Here is a 17,585-nt window from a genome sequence, read left to right as displayed (position 1 = left end):
AGTCTTACTCTTGGTATGGTCCGTAAGTATTTCTAATCTTTTAAAATGAAATAATTATTATTTAGAATGTTATGACTTATAACAATGATCGCTACCCTCTTCACAGTTTTCGTCTTCAACAAGCTCACGTATTTTTGATGCTCCTTTTCTAGCTTCATCAGCTGTAGCAGCTCCCACCTTTTTCATTCTATCCCATACACCCCCTCCGGTTTCTTGTGCACCATTAGAGACTTTACTGCCTATTTTGGAGGCTTTTACACCAACTTCTGATACCTTTTCAGATACGTTAGAGGTAATTTCTGACGTAACCACTTTAGTTTTTTCCCAAAGTTCAATAGCTCCATTTTTTGCCTTGTCAATAGAGCTTTCATCCGCTTGAACAAATGCAGATGCAAAAATAAGTAAACCTACCATAATCTTAATGTAATTCATGACACAGCCTTAATGTTATTTACTGGAGAGTTTTTTAACCAAACCACCAGCTCTGATATATCATTTAAAGATTCTAATTGCGGATAATTTAATAACACATCCTCAGTTACTTCTTCATGTGTCCAAGTACTATGATATGGAACATGAAGTGCCTGAGCTCCAACATCTAAAACAGGTAAAATATCTGACTTCATAGAATTACCAACCATAAGAAAATTGCTTGCAGATACATTGTGACGTTGAAGAATCTGCTCGTAAGTATTGGCGTTTTTATCACTGACAATTTCAATAACATCAAAATAATCAGCCACACCAGACCGCGCTAATTTACTTTCCTGGTCTAGCAAATCCCCTTTCGTTATAACAAAAAGTTGGAAGTGTCCTTTTAAGCTGGATAGAACGCCTTCAACATTTGGCAGCAACTCAACTGGTGACGACAACATACATTTAGAAAGTTGTATTATTTCGTGTATTTCAGTTCCTGTCACTCGGCCTTCTGTTAGTGTTATGGCGGTTTCTATCATCGAAAGTGTAAAACCTTTAATGCCATATCCGAAGTTTTCTAAGTTCTCAATTTGAACCGTATTTAAATGGGATCGAATATAACTCTCATCATGGTAAGGCATTAACATTCTAATAAACTCATCTTGAGCATGAATGAAGATTTCTTCATTTCGCCAAAGCGTATCGTCTGCATCAAAAGCGATTGCTTTAATATTTGTGCTATTCAGTATCATTCTATGTCCATTGTTTTGTATTTTTTTCAATCAAGTCAAGATAAAGCTCAACTTGATCTGATGAGTCATTCAAAGCAGGAATATAATCAAAAGCAAGACCGCCATTATGCTTAAACTCAGTACCCAGCTCTAAAGTAATTTCTTCCAGTGTCTCAATGCAATCAATTGAAAACGCAGGGCTGATGACATTAACTTTTTTAATCCCCATTGTAGGAAAAGATTTTAATGTCGCATCAGCGTACGGCTTTAACCATTCTTCACGTCCAAATCTAGACTGATAAACATGAGTCCAATCCTGATCTTCTAATTCTAATTCTTCTGCAACTAATCGACTGGTCGCTTCACAACGTCGAGCATAAGGGTCACCATTGGTCACATAACGCTTTGGGATTCCATGATAGGAGAGAACAAGGTGACGACGCTCACCTTGTAACTCCCATTGAGCCCTTACTGAATTAGCTAAAGCCTTTATATACAAAGGATGATCCGCATAATCATGCAGTAAATGTAAAGAAGGCCAATGTGGACACTTTTTCAGTGATTTCATTAATCCATCATAAGCCGCAGCTGTAGTTGTAGCTGAAAACTGCGGGTACATAGGCATAACTATGATGTTTTTAACTCCTTGCTTTCTTAACTTGTTAGCCGCGACTTCGATACTGGGATTTCCGTAGGTCATTGCCAATTCGACAGGAACACTACTCCCAATTTTTTCAGCAAGCTGTGTTTTTACTTTTTCTTTTAACCTTTCACTCAACACTAATAATGGAGAGCCTTCATCCATCCAAACTTGTTGATACACCTTAGCAACCTTTGGAGGCCGTATTGTTAATATAATGAGATTTAAAATGGGTTTCCAAAGTAAAGGGTTCAAATCAACAACACGAGAGTCAGATAAAAACTCTCTTAGAAAACGACGAACTTCGGGTGTTTTCGGTGCGTCAGGCGTGCCTAGGTTAATCATCAAAACACCATAATTACTCGTACTTTTCATGTAATACCTTTTGAATTAATTTTCATATCTATTACTATCTAACAATTTTTTATAGCCTTACCTAATACGTATGCAAATCAAAATTAGATCCACAATCTAACAAGTGCACATGCTAAAAAAAACATAAAACTTACAGATAAAACCTTTTTATCTAGCTCACTCCCTCGGTTTTCAAAAAGCAAAAAAAGAAGAAATGGCTGATAGCTAAGACCAATACAGACGGTAAATGAATTGCCCCAGCAAACCCTATTAATTCTAAATGATCAAATGCTTGAGCTGGATAAATAAAACCAACCATGGCGGCAATAGACGCGAATACAGCGACACCGTCAATTGTTCCCTGCCGTTGAGTTAGGCTCGTTTTATTAATGGCAAACAAATATCCTGCCAACACTCGCCCACAGTTTCCCGAGATTAACGATATGGCACCGATAAGCAAACCAATAGGTAATTGAGCAAACGTGCTTATATTGACGTTAGTGACACCATTAAATTTATTACCATAAATAACATGTAAAATGGCAAAAATAGAAATAATTGAAAATGCAATTTTAAAAATAATAGGACTGGTTAGCGACAGTAGTTGTGCGCCAATAATCGCCCCCATCACAACACCAGGTGTAAAGTTAATTAGACGTTGGAAATCCACAGTACCTTTCTTCATCGACTTTATCCATGTATACAAATGTGTAGGAATAAATGCAGTTAGACAGGTTGCAATGACGGGGAAAACCAATACTTCAAGCGACACACCAAAAATAGGTAGAAAAAAGTACGCGGTAGGAATAGCAATAAGCGCCGGAGCCATCTTTATGATAGCACTTACGGACCCCGTTCCAGCGCCAATAAGTAGTAAAAGTAGAGTTAACTCAATGGGCATAAGAAAAAACTCCTGCGCTTAGCATTTAACAAATTTAGATTAAAAAAGCAGACATACAGTCTGCTTCTATTTATGCCATTAGTTATCTAAGTTTTTAATCACGATAAACAACACTTCGGATTCTTTCCTGAATCAGAGAGGCTAACTTATCTGGCTGAAATTTTGATAGGAAGTCATCACAACCTACTTTTTGTACCATCGCCTTATTAAAACTACCACTTAGAGATGTATGTAAGACAATATAAAGATCTTTTAGCCTTGGGTCTTCACGAACTTCTCGAGTCAAACGATAACCATCCATTTCAGGCATTTCAGCATCAGTTATCATCATAAGAAGCTTCTCAGGAACAATTTCTCCTGCATCAGCCCATTTTTTAAGTTGCTCTAACCCCTTCTTACCATCAGTAGCGGTATGAACAGTGATCCCCATAAAATCTAATGTGGAGCGACATTGAGCCAAACCAACAGACGAATCATCAACAACCAACACTTCTAACCCTTTGGCAAGTGACAATAAATCTTTATCGATAACTTCATCGCTAACAGTACTGTCGTAAGGGGATATTTCTGCTAATACTTTTTCAACATCAATAATTTCAACAATACGCTCATTTAGGCGAGTAATAGCTGTTAAATAATGTAAGCGCCCTGTGCCGTTTGGTGGTGGTAATATCTCGTTCCAATTCATATTTATAATGCGATCTACTTCTCCCACCATAAATCCTTGTACCGTATTGTTATATTCAGTAACGATAAGGTTACATGATTCATTACGGTCAATCGGTCTCAAGCCAATCGATTCGGATAAATCGATAACAGGAATGGTTCTCCCCCTGAAATGCGTGACACCAGCAACAGATGGATGTCTATGTGGCATTAAATTTAAATTAGGAAGCTGAACAACTTCTTGAACTTTAAACACATTTATTGCAAAGGTCTGCATTCCGTTAAGGTGGAACATAAGCAGTTCCAAACGGTTTTCACCAACTAATTTGGTTCTTTGGTCTACAGCTTCCAACATGCTTGCCATATATCACTCCAAATGTTTCGTATTAAGGCGTAAATTGATTATAACCATGATATTGCATTCAGCTAAGTGTTACAGTATTTTTTATGTGAAATTTTTCTATAGGGATAATAAATGAAAAATAAAGATATACTTTTTTGTAGAAAAGATATTGTAAATAGCTCATCGGAAACAATAGCTTATCATTTATTACACCCAAACAGCACGGCAAAGAAACAAGAAGAGTCTTTTCTCAGTTCTTTATTTGTAGATATTGACCTCACTGAATTAATGCAACAAAAAACCATTTTTTTTCAAATCGACATCGGCAAATTATCTACACTTCCCACACGAAGTGAAATCCCTATGGTTATCCTTCTTGATGGGGACACATTATCGGAAACTCACTTCGAAGCATTATCTGAAATGCGTTTACAAGGTTATCAATTAGGCATCATTAACCCATCACCAACTTCTTTCTCTGATTTTTTCTGAGCCTCTTCGAGTACGTTCTTTTTAGCTTAGACTCCTTACCTATAAATGATGTCATTAAACTATGCGCAAATCCTTTGCTTGCCCAAAAAAAATTGTGGGTAAATAAAATAGAACAAGCTGAACAGTTCGAATTACTTAAAGAAACCATTCCTGGTGGATTATTCAGTGGTAACTTCATCAAAAAAATGACTGAAGTAAAGGGTCAGCGCATCATTGCATACAAGTCTATTTTAATTGACTTAATGACGGCTCTTAATAGTCATGAATCATCTCCTCGTGTATTGGCCGATATTATTGAGCGCGATCCAACATTAACCTATCGAATTATAAAGCTAACTCATGTATCTCAATACCATAGTCAATTTAACGTCTCCAACGCCCAACGTGCTGTAGAAATCATAGGAATACGAGACTTGATTAAATGGGTCGGATTAGTAATGTTAAGTAGTGTCTCTGGAAAACCAGCGTGCTTATTTACCATGGCTATTTCACGAGCCTGTTTTTGTGAAAATTTATCAAAAGCTTTATTTCCAAAATCAGAAGGTGGATTTCTGGTTGGACTCTTTTCTTACCTTCCTAGCTTTTTTGATGATGAATTACCTGAATTATTAAAAGATTTACCGCTCGGAAACAACATCACAGGAGCATTGCTTGAATACAGTGGTAGCTTAGGCAGCATTTTAAAAATAGTTGAAAACTATGAAAGTGGCCGCTGGGAAAAAATTCCCTTCGAACAACTTGCGAGTAAAGACATTTCAGAACAATCAATTAAAGACTTCTATGTAGCGAGCTTAAAATCAGCAAAAGAAATGAGCAAATCATGATAGACATAGGCGTTAATATCAATCATAGCTTTCTTCTTGAAGATTTGACAAAAACCTTAGAGGAAATGCGAGAAGCTAGAGTCAATGGTATGGTCTGCATTGCTTCTGATTTAGAAGAAAGCAAACTTGTTCAAAAGCTGGGGCAAAAGCATTCACAGATATGGAACACGCTAGGTTGTCACCCACATCAAGCGAAAACTTGGAGCACAAACAGTAAAGTGGAATTTGCTGAACTTATAAAGGCTGCTAAACCTATTGCTATCGGAGAAACAGGGCTTGATTTCAATCGTAATTACTCAACGCCATCTGAACAACTTTATGCATTTGATGAGCAAATTGAATTAGCCATAGAGTATAACCTTCCCCTTTATTTGCACGAAAGAGACGCTCATCAAGAAATGCTCAATCGACTAAGGCAGCATCCTGACTTGGCAAAAAAATCCGTCATCCATTGCTTTACTGGTAACCAACAAGAGTTAGACAATTATTTAGAACTAGGTTTGTATATAGGGGTTACAGGATGGATCTGCGATGAACGTCGCGGTGCTGATTTACAAGCTTCTGTGCCTCACATTCCATTAGACAAATTGCTTATAGAAACTGATGCACCTTATTTACTACCAAGAAACATCAGACCACGCCCAAAGAAGAACCATCCGAAATACCTACCTTGGGTTGCGATGGAAGTCGCCCGTCTTAAAGGCGTAACACTTGAAGAGCTGATCTTAAATACGAATAAAAATACCGAGTCTCTATTTGGTATCAAAATCACTGAGCAGTAAACGCTTTTTTATTGACTACAACTGCACAACTACAAGAGTGATATTTGCTGTGAAAGAAGGTTTTCCATATTGGTATGAAAGAAAGGAAGGATACTCTCTGCGATAGGTTCAATTTGTTTTTCTATGTAATGTTCATAATCCAAACTCACCAAGTCATCCGTGGTTTCATAAGGAATTACCCCCGCTATTTGATACACATAATAAACTCGCTTACGGCCTTTATCATATTCAAGAGGTTGACCGAGCTCAGCTCGTTTCTGATCGATTATCGCGGCCGCTCTAACATGAGGGGGCTTATTCTTTGTATAAGAAGACAAAGGTCGGCTTAGCTGCTTACTGTAGACTAAAAGTTCGTCGTAATGCCCTGCTCTTAATTTTTCGATGGTATCTTGAATATATGGAATTGGATTTTCGTCATTAAAGATTTTTTCAAATAAAGTTCGTTGAAACTGTCTCGCTAAAGGCGTCCAATCGCTTCTTGCCGCCTCTAATCCCTTAAAAATTAGCGTCCCTTTTGAACGACCTGCATAACGCTTTTTACTGCCTTCTTCTTGTCCACGAATGGTTGGCATAAAGAAACGATCGTATACTTGCTCAAACTCTAATTCCAAACGGGACTCTAACTGAGCATAGTCACCACACCACTTCTGCAAACATTGATTAATTTCAGAACAAAGTTGCTCACCAAATAATTGTGGATCCGCTTGAGAATTATTAAGTGTGACAAACAAAGAATCTGTGTCGCCATAAATAACCTTAGCGCCACGCTCTTCAATCCAAGCTTTGCTTCTTGCTAACAGTTCATGACCACGCATAGTAATGGAACTGGCTAATTCTGCATGATAAAAACGACAAACATTCGAACCTAAAACACCATAAAATGAGTTCATAATGATTTTTATTGCATAGCTCAAGATATTATTATTGGTTCTTTTGGCCTCTTCTCTGGCATGAGCAAGCTCAGAGATGAGATCTGGCAGAATAGCTTTTTCTCTGTCAAAGCTCGCCCCTAAAAAGCCGGGGATAAATCGGTTAGCGCTAGCATTTAATCCTTTTTTTCCTTCGTGTTGAGCAGACACTCGCGCTAATGGATCAATATGAAAGGTGCGAATAATACTCGGATACAGACTTTTAAAATCAAACACCAAGACATTTTTATATAGGCCTGGAATCGATGACATAACAAAGCCGCCAGGACTTGGTACAAAATCTTCATCACGCCAAGCTGGAGCGACAAAACCGGCTTTATGCAGCCGAGGTAAGTAGAGGTTCTCAAAAGAAGCGACGGAGCCTCCGGGTTGTTCCAAAGGAATTCCTGTCAGATCAACACGGGTTTGTTGTAACTCAATTAATTTGAGTTTTTCAAAGATTCTTAGAACCAAATCACAATCTTGCAAGTTATAGGCAACAAAAGCATCTAAATCTTCTTTGTGTAATCGCTCTATTTCTTGCCAACGATCACCGCCATGTAATAGCTTGCCGTCGTCTAAAATTTCTTTGCTGACATTATTTAAGCTATAAGATTCGAAATGATAGCCGCCGACTTTTAATAAAGTGATGCCGTCAAGTGCAACTCGCCCTGGAATACTGGCGAAATATCGCCCCTGATTATCGGATGATCGAATGTTCCAGTTTTCACCATTCACACCAAACGCCGGGCGAATACCCAAAACCTGACAACGTTGATCAATAAACTGCAAATCAAAACCAATCAAATTCCAGCCAATAAAAATATCTGGAGAATGGGTTCTAACGTAGCGCATAAAGGCCAATAACAGACTTTTCTCATCCGAAAACGTTTGAACAATTTCAGTGTTGATGATTTTGTTGGTAACAACAAAAGCAATGCGCTGATCTTTTGCGGTAATACCAATAGACAATAAAGTGTTGGTTGAGACCGAAGTTTCGATATCCAAGGACCACACTTTCCACTCTGGTTGCCAATCACCCGCAATGATTTTTGCTTGCCGATATATTTGATTAGCAGAATCAGGCACACCAATAAATCGAACAGAGCCACGAATGTTGCGCTCCATTAAATAGCGATTATGAGCTTTAATATCTTCTTCAAAAACGGAAAAACCATTGTGCTTAACCAGATTCACCATTTGCTGGTGGATGGTTAAGCTGTGACTTTGAACAATAGTAACGGGGGTATCATCGAAAGATCGAAACTGGGATTCAGTACATTGAACCCCAGCAACGTCATTAGGAAGGCTATCAAGTGGCGCATCAGTAAAAAACACACTTTGCTGTTTGTCGGGTAAAACCTTAACAGTTCCTTCCGGTGTTTTAATAAAGAGGCTCATTTCAATCTGGCCGCCTACTTCACGAGTATGGCGGCTGATAATGTAGCCATGCTTTTCTACAAACATTCAAACAACCCAGTTTAGTGAAAAAGTACCAATTATAACCCACGCAACAAAAGCATAGGCGGCACTTTTAACACAGTCCTGCTGGCAAATATACCAATGGTTGAAATAACACAAACTCCAATTAAGGGACCAAATAACCATAACGACAGATGAAAGCTAGGTTCAGTCTTAAATACAAAGACCTGCAAACCATACAAACAGGCTTCTGCACCTATGGCGGCAATGAGCCCAGAGAAGAACCCAAGTGCGCCAAACTCAACAAACAAAGCCTGTCTAACTAGTGCGCTTTTGGCCCCTAAAACTCTTAGTAACGCACCTTCTTCCAATCTTTCTTCTAGCGTTGATCTCACACTTGCCAACAGCACCAAGGCACCGGCACTAAGGATACAGAGTAACACCAGCTGAATTGCTTCAGACAACTGTCCAATTATCGTTTGTATCTGTTTTAAGATATCTCCCACATTCAAGATAGACACAGTTGGGAATTGCGACATCGCACGATAGAAAGGCTGAGCTGACTCATCGCTAATAAACAAACTACTCACGAAGTTCGCTGGGTAATCTTCTAAAGCGCTTTTAGGTAAAATGAGATAGAAGTTAGGCTGCATAGAACCCCAATCAACCGTACGAACTGACGTAATCGGTAAAGTAACGATATTGCCGCCAATATTGATGGTCAATTCATCACCAAGTGAAAGATTCGCCTCTTTAGCAGCTTCCTGTTCAACGGAAAGACCTTCAGCACTGAAATCACCAGAAATCAATTCATTGCCTTGACCAAGCGTATCAGACCAAGTGAGATTCAGCTCACGCTCAAACAGTTCTGGTTCACCTCTCTCTTCTGGGTAAAGGTCCTGAACAGAATCTTCATTAACTGCTGTGACGCGGCCACGAACCATTGGATACCAGTCTGATTTCTGAATATTCAACTTGGTTGTTTCATCATTGATTTGTTCAATTTGATTTGCTTGTACATTGAACAAGTAATGGTTAGGTGCATCTTCAGGTAGTTGTTGTTGCCAATCGGCAATCAAACTTGATTTGATGCCAATTAAAATTAACGTCAACATGATAATCAGCGTGAACACCAAAAGCTGGAACAAATTAGGTACCAATCTTCGATACAAGGACGCCAATCCTATTTGCCAACCACTAGTTGCGCCTGATGTTAACGACCGCCCTAGTTTGAAAGCCAACCAACCAATACCAGCCACCAATAAACTAATGCCAGCAATAACCACGGTCATAATACTTGGAAGTAAAAAACCATTGGTATAAAGGCACATCAAGCCATACATACCGACAAAACCAATCAAATAGACGAACAAGGTGTTTTGCTCAATCTTTGCGTTTGGTTGCAAAACAGACAATGGTGAAATTTTAATCAATCTCATCATCAATGGTAGACAGAACACCAACATAGAAATAAATCCTGTTGCTGCTCCCAACCACAAACGATCGACAGAAGGTGCTGGCAAGCTAGTTGATACCAAACTAGACAATAAAGACGCAATAATCTCTTGTATTCCCCAACCAATTCCAAGACCAACTACAGCGCCAACAATTAACAGCGCAAACAATTGCTGAGCAAAAATTCGTGTCAATAATTTAGGAGTAGCACCAAGCGTTTTTAAAATCGCCACTTGCATTAGGTGACGCTTTACAAATCGCGCAGAAGCAAGCGCCATGGCAACACCAGACATTACAACCGCTAATGTACCGGCTAACAATAAAAAGGATTCCGCACGCCCTATTGTGTCACCAATACGCTCGCCACGTTGAGCTGGTGTTTGCCAGCGTTGACCATCTTCCAATTGAGGCGTCACCCAAGCTTCGTATTCCGCCAAAGTGTCTCTGTCGCCAGCAAGAAGTAAAGAGTAACGAACCCGACTTCCAGGGATAATTACATTGGTTGCAGCAAGATCCTCAATATTCATCACAGCACGAGGTGAAATCGCAAAAGCGGATGTGCTGGATCCTGGGTCTCTTACTAGATAATTAGAGACGGTTAATTTTGCTTCACCAACTTCCACTTCATCGCCAATGTTTATATTTAATAAGCTAGCTAGTCGTGAGGATACCCAAACCTCACCCTGTCTAGGCGAGTCTGTTGTACTTTTTCCTGTACCAAATAAAGTGTCATCAACAAGGTAAGCGCCTCGAAGAGGATAATTATTACTGACGGCATTTAGCTGAGACAGTTGAAGAGAGTCCTTTGCGAACATCATGGTTGTAAAGGATGTTCTCTCAGCTTGTTCTAATGACAAGCTTTGAGCTTCTAACTTCCAATCGTCTGAAATGAGCTCATCTGAACGAATTAAACGATCAGCCGCCAAAAGGTTCGCCGATTCCTGTTCAAAAGAAAGCTGTAAGCGATCAATAAAAAGCCCAATCGATGTGACTGTGCTCACTGAAATAATAAGCGCCATCAAAAGCGTGATTAAATCTCCGCTTCGAATGTCTCTTAGCATTAAACGAAAGGTAAAACTCATAAGGTTTTTTCCGTAAGCTGACCCGCAGACATGACCAGTTGACGATCACACATTTTCGCAAGCTCATTGTCATGGGTTACCATCACAAGAGTCGTGCCTTGGGATTTGTTTAGATCAAACAGCAGCTTAATAATCAGATTGCCATTTTCTTCATCAAGGTTACCGGTTGGTTCGTCGGCAAACAAAATCTTAGGCTGGGAAGCAAACGCTCGTGCAATAGCAACGCGTTGCTGCTCTCCACCAGATAATTGATTTGGATAATGGGTTAGCCTGTGAGACAAACCGACTTTGTCTAATAAAGCTTCCGCTTTTTTACGTGCGTCTTTATCGCCTTTTAATTCTGCTGGTAACATCACGTTTTCGATGGCTTGCAAACTAGGTAAAAGATGGAAGGATTGAAAAACAAAGCCAACATACTCACCACGGACTAGCGCTCTTTCTTCTTCATTTTGAGTGGAGAAATTATGCTCATAAAGAAAGATATCCCCTGATGTATTTACATCAAGACCGGCCAACAAACCAAGTAGCGTTGATTTACCAGAACCAGAAGAACCAACAATAGCAACAGATTCACTTTCATTGATTTCCATATTAATTCCTTTCAATATGGTTAAATTCCCTGTATTTGACGTAACAGTATGAGTTAAATTACGTACTCTAATCGCGGTGTTCGTAGCCATGCATTTTTACCCTAAAAAGGTTTGATATGTTTTTTAAAAGACCATTACTACTATTATGTACAATAACGATTCTTTTCATGAGTTCATTGGCTTCTGCTTCAACCCTGCTCGTTATGGGTGATAGTCTGAGCGCTGCTTACAATTTAAGACAACAGGATGGATGGGTTAGTTTACTAGAAAATCAACTTTCTGAATCTCATCCTGATATTAAGGTTGTAAATGCCAGTATAAGTGGCGAAACAACACAAGGTGGTCTTTCTCGCTTTAGTGCTCTTTTGACCACTCATAAACCTGAATGGGTCATTCTTGAATTAGGCGCTAATGATGCTTTACGTGGTTACCCATTAAATCAGACCACTTTAAATCTTGAAAAAATGGTTGAACAAGCTCATCAAGCAAACTCAACCGTTTTATTAATTGGTAATCATATTCCACAAAATTACGGTAAACGTTATACAGAAATGTTCTTTAATTTATACAAAGACATCGCGAATAAGTACAATCTGGTTTACTTACCCTTCATGCTTCAAGACGTTGCGTTAAATAAAGACTTGATGCAAGACGATGGTTTTCATCCGAATAAAAAAGGACAACCTGCTGTACTACAAAATATACAGCCATATTTACACGCATTATTAGAAAAGAATAAGGAAGATAAATGAAAGCGGTTTTTTTAGACAGAGGTTCATTCCCTAATAGTATTCGTATTTCCTTACCTGAACAGATTACAGAGGTCATTGAATATCAAAACACCCAGCCAGAACAAGTCACTGATCGTATAAAAGACGCAGATATTGTACTAACCAATAAAGTGATGTTAAGTGCAGAATCCATCAACAGCGCACCGCGGCTGAAACTTGTTCAAGTCATGGCGACAGGCACAAATAATGTTGATGTTGTAGCTTGCCAAAGTCGAAATGTTACAGTGCAAAATGTCACCGGTTATTCTACCGTGAGCGTTCCTGAACATACTTTCTCTATGCTTTTAACATTAAGAAGAAATTTAATGTCTTATGTTTCAGATGTGAAGTCAGGAAAATGGGGAAGCTCGGAATATTTTTGTTTTCTTGATTACCCAATTAAAGACCTTTCCGGTGCCACTATGACCATTATAGGTAGTGGCTCACTGGGGCAGAGAGTCGCGGAACTAGCAAAAGCCTTTGGTATGATTGTTGTTTTTGCTGAACGTAAAGGCGCTCAACACATAAGACCAGGTTACGTAGATTTCGAAGAAGCCTTGAAAATAGCTGATGTTGTGAGCTTACATTGTCCTTTAACAGAAAAAACTAGAAATCTAATAGATACCGCTGAACTTACTATGATGAAAAACAGCAGTCTATTACTAAATATCAGTCGTGGCGGTTTAGTTAATGAGCGCGCATTATTAGAAGCCTTTGAAAATCAAACCATTTCAGGTGCGGCTTTCGATGTAGCAACTCAAGAACCAATGCCACTTAATCACCCATTGCAAACTCTTGCACAGTATCCTAACTTCCTACTAACACCACACATTGCTTGGGCCAGTGATGAAGCAATGCAGAAATTAGCGGACATTGCAGTGCAAAAAATCACAGTATTTGTAGATGCAATAACATGACATTAGAGATTTTATTTCAAGATGAACACCTTGTTGCAGTTAACAAACCCGCAGGTCTGCTTGTTCATAGAACACACCTAGCTAAAGATGAAGAAGACGCTGTTGTTCAGCGATTACGAGATCAAACAGGGAAATGGGTATTTCCTGTTCATAGACTCGACAGAGGAACCTCTGGCGTTTTAGTAATGGCGTTTAGCCCTGATATTGCGAGACAGCTTTCCATTCAGTTTGCGGAATCTCAAACACAAAAAATCTATCATTGTTTAGTACGTGGTTTTTGCGACGGAAGTGGCGTCATTAATTATCCATTAGCTAAGCTTAATGAGCAGAAAGGTCGATCTCGCTTTAAAATTGAAGGCACTGAAAAAGAAGCAGAAACGCATTTCACTTTAAAGGCTCACTATCAACTTCCAGTACCAGTTAGTCGTTATGACAGTATGCGTCTAAGCTGGGTTGAAGTTGCGCCAAAGCAAGGAAGAAAACACCAGATTCGTCGACATTTCAAACATTTATTAAATCCACTAGTTGGCGATTCATGTTATGGTTGCCGTCATATTAACAAAGTAGCAAAAGAAATCTGGCCTGAGGATTTTAGGTTGATGCTTCATGCATCCAGCCTACAATTTAAACACCCAATTACAGAGCAGAAGCTGACTTTAAAAGCTCCCATCAGCGAAAAAATAACTAAAATTCTAGATAAACTAACCCCCTACCGTGTTTAATTTACTTAGCATCATAAGGTCCAACGAAAAACCCAGCAGTCATGAACCATAGTCCCTAAATTAATAGCATCTGTTTGAATCTCTTCTACTTCAAAGCCACATGAAGATAATACCTTCATTGATGCGTTGTTGTGATCAGATACTTGTGCATACACTTCTTGAATTCCACAACCAGCCCAAACCAATAAAATACGTTTAAGTACATATTTGGCAATTCCTTGATTAGTGAAATCTTGTGCAATCCGATAAGATACCTCTAGTGTTCGCGCCTTAGGATCTAAGATCTGACCATTAAAACGACCAATTAACTCTTTATTTGAAGAAAAAACCAAATACTGCAATCTCTGTAACTTTCCTCTGAGCAGATATCTAAAATAGGCTTCCGTCTGCATTTCTAATGTTTGAGCCGATAAAAACTGTGAAAACCAATGCCTATTTCGACACTCAAACCGTATTATCTTCTTAAGATCGTCCTCTGTCGCTTGCCTAATTGCAATAATATTATTCATATCTACGCACCCATTATAAGGTAGTGTATATATCAGCTTAGTTCAGTTGTAGATTAAAGTGTTAATGAGACTATTTTTGATCGGAATAACCTTCACAGAATGATAAAATAAAAACTATTCCAAAGAGTAGAGTTTGTGAGATCACTCAATGAAAAATAGAAATTTAGTTTACTCAACAGATCAAGGACGTCTTTGTCCTAATTGTGAACGGCCTACCTCAGAATGCCAGTGTAAAAATGAACAAATTATTGGTGATGGTAAAGTTCTGATAGGTTTAGAAACAAAAGGGCGCAAAGGCAAAGGAGTTACAATCGTCAAAGGCCTTCCGATTACAGAAGATAAGTTAAAAATTCTTGCCAAAAAACTAAAAGCACAATGCGGTACCGGTGGTTCAGTAAAGGACGGACAAATTGAAATCCAAGGAGACAACCGCCAAAAACTAAAGGATCTACTTGAAAAAGAAGGTTACAAAAGCAAATTTTTTGGTGGTTAATAGCTATTCCAGAATATTCGATTTATTATCATGAACAACAATAAATAAACAGTTTCGCCATGACGTCGAAACAATACCCGATGTAAAGAGTTCATTTCTCTAAATAAAACAAAACTCATAAAACGGCGTCTTAACAATAACAGTGGCAACAGAGGCTCTTTAGATGTTCCAACATAGCGTTAATCAAGCCAATTTACTCATGCGTTCTGCGATTCCATTAATGGAAAAACTTAACATCCCACCGACGCCATATAACTATGGCATTTGGTATGAATACACATCAAATAGAACACCTAAGCTTAATCAAGTTGTAGATCGTACTTTACGTCGCTTTGGCGGGTTGCCTGCATTTGTATCTCAAGAACTGTTCAACGAATTTCTATTACCGCAGGAGTTCCAATATGCCTATTTACAGGGTCCAGTTTTAAGGGAATTAACCGAAAACCTAGAAATGGAAACCTCAACAGTTTCTTCTGAATTACACACCTTTCAAGAAGCGGTACGTAATACAAGAGAAGCCTTGAAAAACGTTACTACCTCTAATCAGCTGGAAAAACTAACTACGCTACTAGAACGAAGAACGTTCAAAACAAACCAAATCATCGAGCATTACAGTAAGTCATTATTGAGCGCACAAGCTGAAATAGTAAAACTTAGAGAAGAGCTGTCAGAGGCCAAGAGAAATTCCGAAATAGACCCTATAACATTACTGGCTAATGAGAAAGGTTTTGAACACACTCTTCTCTCTTTGACACCTCATGCTGAGGATGACCTATCATTGATATTAATTGATATCGATAACTTGAGTGGGATCAATGAAGAATATGGTAATAAAGTCGGTACTTCATTGATTCGATACATTGCTAAGCTGTTATTTAAGCTAATACCTGAAAAAGCTTCGATTGCCCGTATCGACGGAGGTCGCTTTGCAATATTAATGAGTGAAACAGAAATAGCTGAAGCGGTACAGTTCGCTGAGGTATTACGTAATGAAGTAGCCACCCAGAAAATACGCTACAAAAACACTAAGGTACTACTTCAACAAGTCACTGTGTCTATTGGGGTGACTACTTTAATTGGAGATGAGAGCCCAAATGAACTTATTGACAAAGCTCAACATTTTTTACTGTACGCAAAACGCTCAGGAAAAAACCAATGTTGTTCTTCATAGACTTCAACATATTTAGTTCTCAGTTTAAGATATTTACTTACAAGTAAAATTATTTCACGTTTAAGGTCATTAGATGGAAAGTAATAAAACACAAGTAAATCGTACGTTTTTTGAAGTGCGAGATTACGAATGTGATATGCAAGGCATAGTGAACAATGCCATATATCAAAATTATTTAGAACATGCCCGTCACCAATTCATAAAATCTAGAGGTCTAGATTTTGCTGAGATCACTAATCAAGGCATACATCTTGTCTTAATTAAAGCAGAATTAGACTATAAACGTTCATTACAAAGTGGCGATGCCTTTTACATTCAAACCAGTACTGAAAAAACATCTAGGTTAAAACTGGCTTTCCATCAAAGAATCTACCGAGTAGATGACAATCAACTTATTTTAACTGCAAAAATGACAGTAACATCAACAACCAAAGAAGGTCGCCCTATTGTTTTTGAGCAAGCCAGCTTATTACTTGATGGCTAATTAAGATAAACTTTAGGCATAAAAAACCGCTTTAAAAGCGGTTTTTTTATGGTTCATTAGCCAATAACTAATAAACAAAATATGGCGGTGAGCAAGAGATTCGAACTCTTGATGCCTTTCGACATACACGCTTTCCAGGCGTGCTCCTTCGGCCACTCGGACAGCTCACCAATATCTTTTACGTAGTACGTAATTTGTGCCGCGTATTTTAGAGATCAAGACCTCAGATTGCAACTTGTTTTATTAAATAAACCTTAAAAATTAATCTCTTACCCATTCCAAACAGTTTTCCAGATTAACCTCAGGAATTAATGGCTGCTTTTCTTTTGAAGTTCCAACATAAATCAGACCAACAATTTGGTCTGATTCTTCTAAAAACAATAGCTCTTTTGTTTTTGAAGTAAAGCAAGCTGGACCACTACGCCAGATTGCACCATAACCAAGGGCATTCAGACCAAGTAGTACTTGTTGAGCCGCTGCCGATACAGCCATTATCTGTTCTATTTCAGGGACTTTAGGATGCTCTTGTATATGCGCATAAACCAATAAAACTGCCGGCGCACGAAATGCCTTTTTGATAAAAGCTTCTTCTTTATGGTCCGGCATGGAATTCACCTCAGATATAGCGTGATGCCAATAAATTTTCCCCAACCGCGCCCTACCTTCACCCTCATAAATTCGAAAACGCCAAGGCTTTAGCCCGCCATGATCTGCTGCGCGGCTTGCTGCACCAAGAACAGATAGCCATTCATCTTCAGACGGTGCTGGTGCCTTTAATGTTGGTTGAGATACACGATTACGCATAAATGTTATAAATTCTTTACTCATAAAATTTCTTATTCCGTTAACATTAGAGGAAATAGCAGCCTGTATTATGATTTGTTGTATATTAATGCCAATGGATATCATACC

Annotated in this window: 19 protein-coding genes and 1 tRNA gene; 9 read left to right on the top strand and 11 right to left on the bottom strand. The window is 38.7% G+C overall.

Annotated features, from left to right (window positions below; translation table 11 throughout):
* Positions 1 to 69: 69 nt before the first annotated feature.
* The 5 genes from AC0L3Y_RS14190 to AC0L3Y_RS14170 form a co-directional block, all read right to left on the bottom strand.
* The gene (locus AC0L3Y_RS14190; RefSeq protein ID WP_473465073.1) at positions 70 to 432 is read right to left on the bottom strand and encodes a hypothetical protein; all 363 of its coding nucleotides are present in this window, start codon (positions 430 to 432) and stop codon (positions 70 to 72) included.
* On the bottom strand, positions 429 to 1,169 hold the full coding sequence (locus AC0L3Y_RS14185) for an HAD family hydrolase (RefSeq protein WP_473465069.1): 741 nt from the start codon (positions 1,167 to 1,169) through the stop codon (positions 429 to 431). Before AC0L3Y_RS14185 ends, AC0L3Y_RS14190 begins: the two co-directional genes overlap by 4 nt.
* A 1-nt stretch (position 1,170) precedes the next feature.
* Positions 1,171 to 2,163: a ferrochelatase gene (hemH, locus tag AC0L3Y_RS14180; protein ID WP_473465065.1), complete on the bottom strand. Its 993-nt coding sequence runs from the start codon at positions 2,161 to 2,163 to the stop codon at positions 1,171 to 1,173.
* A 151-nt stretch (positions 2,164 to 2,314) separates the two neighbouring features.
* Positions 2,315 to 3,043 carry a TSUP family transporter gene (locus tag AC0L3Y_RS14175; RefSeq protein ID WP_473465062.1) on the bottom strand — a complete coding sequence of 243 codons (729 nt, stop codon included), beginning with the start codon at positions 3,041 to 3,043 and terminating at the stop codon, positions 2,315 to 2,317.
* Positions 3,044 to 3,137: 94 nt separating this feature from the next.
* Positions 3,138 to 4,073 (bottom strand): chemotaxis protein CheV, encoded by a 936-nt coding sequence (locus AC0L3Y_RS14170; RefSeq protein WP_473465059.1) that lies wholly within the window; start codon positions 4,071 to 4,073, stop codon positions 3,138 to 3,140.
* Positions 4,074 to 4,184: 111 nt separating this feature from the next.
* On the opposite strand from AC0L3Y_RS14170, the gene AC0L3Y_RS14165 reads away from it, so the two are divergent.
* The 3 genes from AC0L3Y_RS14165 (at position 4,185) to AC0L3Y_RS14155 (ending at position 6,150) form a co-directional block, all read left to right on the top strand.
* The gene (locus AC0L3Y_RS14165) at positions 4,185 to 4,544 is read left to right on the top strand and encodes a hypothetical protein (RefSeq protein ID WP_473465056.1); all 360 of its coding nucleotides are present in this window, start codon (positions 4,185 to 4,187) and stop codon (positions 4,542 to 4,544) included.
* 74 nt (positions 4,545 to 4,618) lie between these two features.
* Positions 4,619 to 5,368, top strand: a complete 750-nt coding sequence (locus tag AC0L3Y_RS14160) for an EAL and HDOD domain-containing protein (protein WP_473465054.1) — start codon at positions 4,619 to 4,621, stop codon at positions 5,366 to 5,368.
* Complete coding sequence (locus tag AC0L3Y_RS14155; protein ID WP_473465051.1) at positions 5,365 to 6,150, top strand: TatD family hydrolase; 786 nt, start codon at positions 5,365 to 5,367, stop codon at positions 6,148 to 6,150. Before AC0L3Y_RS14160 ends, AC0L3Y_RS14155 begins: the two co-directional genes overlap by 4 nt.
* A gap of 29 nt (positions 6,151 to 6,179) precedes the next feature.
* Here AC0L3Y_RS14155 and AC0L3Y_RS14150 read toward each other — a convergent pair whose 3' ends face one another.
* Genes AC0L3Y_RS14150 through AC0L3Y_RS14140 form a run of 3 tightly spaced genes read right to left on the bottom strand, consistent with a single transcriptional unit; the run spans position 6,180 to position 11,697 of the window.
* On the bottom strand, positions 6,180 to 8,525 hold the full coding sequence (locus AC0L3Y_RS14150; RefSeq protein WP_473465048.1) for a DNA polymerase II: 2,346 nt from the start codon (positions 8,523 to 8,525) through the stop codon (positions 6,180 to 6,182).
* A gap of 32 nt (positions 8,526 to 8,557) precedes the next feature.
* Positions 8,558 to 11,017 carry an ABC transporter permease gene (locus AC0L3Y_RS14145; protein ID WP_473465045.1) on the bottom strand — a complete coding sequence of 820 codons (2,460 nt, stop codon included), beginning with the start codon at positions 11,015 to 11,017 and terminating at the stop codon, positions 8,558 to 8,560.
* Positions 11,014 to 11,697 (bottom strand): ABC transporter ATP-binding protein, encoded by a 684-nt coding sequence (locus AC0L3Y_RS14140; protein ID WP_473465042.1) that lies wholly within the window; start codon positions 11,695 to 11,697, stop codon positions 11,014 to 11,016. Before AC0L3Y_RS14140 ends, AC0L3Y_RS14145 begins: the two co-directional genes overlap by 4 nt.
* Before the next feature lie 77 nt (positions 11,698 to 11,774).
* On the opposite strand from AC0L3Y_RS14140, the gene AC0L3Y_RS14135 reads away from it, so the two are divergent.
* The 3 genes from AC0L3Y_RS14135 to AC0L3Y_RS14125 are packed head-to-tail and all read left to right on the top strand — an operon-like array spanning position 11,775 to position 14,016.
* Positions 11,775 to 12,359 (top strand): arylesterase, encoded by a 585-nt coding sequence (locus AC0L3Y_RS14135; protein ID WP_473465039.1) that lies wholly within the window; start codon positions 11,775 to 11,777, stop codon positions 12,357 to 12,359.
* On the top strand, positions 12,356 to 13,294 hold the full coding sequence (locus AC0L3Y_RS14130) for a D-2-hydroxyacid dehydrogenase (protein WP_473465035.1): 939 nt from the start codon (positions 12,356 to 12,358) through the stop codon (positions 13,292 to 13,294). Before AC0L3Y_RS14135 ends, AC0L3Y_RS14130 begins: the two co-directional genes overlap by 4 nt.
* On the top strand, positions 13,291 to 14,016 hold the full coding sequence (locus AC0L3Y_RS14125; RefSeq protein WP_473465032.1) for a pseudouridine synthase: 726 nt from the start codon (positions 13,291 to 13,293) through the stop codon (positions 14,014 to 14,016). The genes AC0L3Y_RS14130 and AC0L3Y_RS14125 overlap by 4 nt, the downstream gene beginning before the upstream one ends.
* An 11-nt stretch (positions 14,017 to 14,027) precedes the next feature.
* Here the strand turns inward: AC0L3Y_RS14125 and AC0L3Y_RS14120 are convergent, their stop codons facing one another.
* Positions 14,028 to 14,525 carry a GNAT family N-acetyltransferase gene (locus tag AC0L3Y_RS14120; protein WP_473465026.1) on the bottom strand — a complete coding sequence of 166 codons (498 nt, stop codon included), beginning with the start codon at positions 14,523 to 14,525 and terminating at the stop codon, positions 14,028 to 14,030.
* Positions 14,526 to 14,673: 148 nt separating this feature from the next.
* Here AC0L3Y_RS14120 and yciH point away from each other — a divergent pair, with 148 nt between their 5' ends.
* The 3 genes from yciH (at position 14,674) to AC0L3Y_RS14105 (ending at position 16,673) form a co-directional block, all read left to right on the top strand.
* On the top strand, positions 14,674 to 15,018 hold the full coding sequence (gene yciH / locus AC0L3Y_RS14115; protein WP_473465022.1) for a stress response translation initiation inhibitor YciH: 345 nt from the start codon (positions 14,674 to 14,676) through the stop codon (positions 15,016 to 15,018).
* Between the two features lie 163 nt (positions 15,019 to 15,181).
* On the top strand, positions 15,182 to 16,189 hold the full coding sequence (locus tag AC0L3Y_RS14110; protein WP_473465015.1) for a GGDEF domain-containing protein: 1,008 nt from the start codon (positions 15,182 to 15,184) through the stop codon (positions 16,187 to 16,189).
* Between the two features lie 73 nt (positions 16,190 to 16,262).
* Positions 16,263 to 16,673, top strand: a complete 411-nt coding sequence (locus AC0L3Y_RS14105; protein WP_473465010.1) for an acyl-CoA thioesterase — start codon at positions 16,263 to 16,265, stop codon at positions 16,671 to 16,673.
* An 82-nt stretch (positions 16,674 to 16,755) separates the two neighbouring features.
* On the opposite strand, the gene AC0L3Y_RS14100 is transcribed toward AC0L3Y_RS14105, so the two are convergent.
* Positions 16,756 to 16,843 (bottom strand) — tRNA-Ser (locus tag AC0L3Y_RS14100).
* Positions 16,844 to 16,934: 91 nt separating this feature from the next.
* Positions 16,935 to 17,501, bottom strand: a complete 567-nt coding sequence (locus AC0L3Y_RS14095) for a nitroreductase family protein (protein ID WP_473465004.1) — start codon at positions 17,499 to 17,501, stop codon at positions 16,935 to 16,937.
* Positions 17,502 to 17,585: the final 84 nt, after the last annotated feature.

This window comes from Marinomonas sp. GJ51-14, assembly GCF_055808695.1.
This window is presented reverse-complemented; position numbering and strand designations above follow the sequence as displayed.

What these genes read in the sequence shown, in the direction of transcription:
- AC0L3Y_RS14135 (WP_473465039.1), top strand. Translation starts at nt 11,775, where the DNA reads ATGAGTTCATTGGCTTCTGCTTCAACCCTGCTCGTTATGGGTGATAGT.
- AC0L3Y_RS14120 (WP_473465026.1), bottom strand. Translation starts at nt 14,525, where the DNA reads ATGAATAATATTATTGCAATTAGGCAAGCGACAGAGGACGATCTTAAG.
- AC0L3Y_RS14170 (WP_473465059.1), bottom strand. Translation starts at nt 4,073, where the DNA reads ATGGCAAGCATGTTGGAAGCTGTAGACCAAAGAACCAAATTAGTTGGT.
- AC0L3Y_RS14095 (WP_473465004.1), bottom strand. Translation starts at nt 17,501, where the DNA reads ATGAGTAAAGAATTTATAACATTTATGCGTAATCGTGTATCTCAACCA.
- AC0L3Y_RS14125 (WP_473465032.1), top strand. Translation starts at nt 13,291, where the DNA reads ATGACATTAGAGATTTTATTTCAAGATGAACACCTTGTTGCAGTTAAC.
- yciH (WP_473465022.1), top strand. Translation starts at nt 14,674, where the DNA reads ATGAAAAATAGAAATTTAGTTTACTCAACAGATCAAGGACGTCTTTGT.
- AC0L3Y_RS14165 (WP_473465056.1), top strand. Translation starts at nt 4,185, where the DNA reads ATGAAAAATAAAGATATACTTTTTTGTAGAAAAGATATTGTAAATAGC.
- hemH (WP_473465065.1), bottom strand. Translation starts at nt 2,163, where the DNA reads ATGAAAAGTACGAGTAATTATGGTGTTTTGATGATTAACCTAGGCACG.
- AC0L3Y_RS14110 (WP_473465015.1), top strand. Translation starts at nt 15,182, where the DNA reads ATGTTCCAACATAGCGTTAATCAAGCCAATTTACTCATGCGTTCTGCG.
- AC0L3Y_RS14145 (WP_473465045.1), bottom strand. Translation starts at nt 11,017, where the DNA reads ATGAGTTTTACCTTTCGTTTAATGCTAAGAGACATTCGAAGCGGAGAT.
- AC0L3Y_RS14150 (WP_473465048.1), bottom strand. Translation starts at nt 8,525, where the DNA reads ATGTTTGTAGAAAAGCATGGCTACATTATCAGCCGCCATACTCGTGAA.
- AC0L3Y_RS14140 (WP_473465042.1), bottom strand. Translation starts at nt 11,697, where the DNA reads ATGGCTACGAACACCGCGATTAGAGTACGTAATTTAACTCATACTGTT.
- AC0L3Y_RS14190 (WP_473465073.1), bottom strand. Translation starts at nt 432, where the DNA reads ATGAATTACATTAAGATTATGGTAGGTTTACTTATTTTTGCATCTGCA.
- AC0L3Y_RS14105 (WP_473465010.1), top strand. Translation starts at nt 16,263, where the DNA reads ATGGAAAGTAATAAAACACAAGTAAATCGTACGTTTTTTGAAGTGCGA.
- AC0L3Y_RS14155 (WP_473465051.1), top strand. Translation starts at nt 5,365, where the DNA reads ATGATAGACATAGGCGTTAATATCAATCATAGCTTTCTTCTTGAAGAT.
- AC0L3Y_RS14130 (WP_473465035.1), top strand. Translation starts at nt 12,356, where the DNA reads ATGAAAGCGGTTTTTTTAGACAGAGGTTCATTCCCTAATAGTATTCGT.
- AC0L3Y_RS14185 (WP_473465069.1), bottom strand. Translation starts at nt 1,169, where the DNA reads ATGATACTGAATAGCACAAATATTAAAGCAATCGCTTTTGATGCAGAC.
- AC0L3Y_RS14175 (WP_473465062.1), bottom strand. Translation starts at nt 3,043, where the DNA reads ATGCCCATTGAGTTAACTCTACTTTTACTACTTATTGGCGCTGGAACG.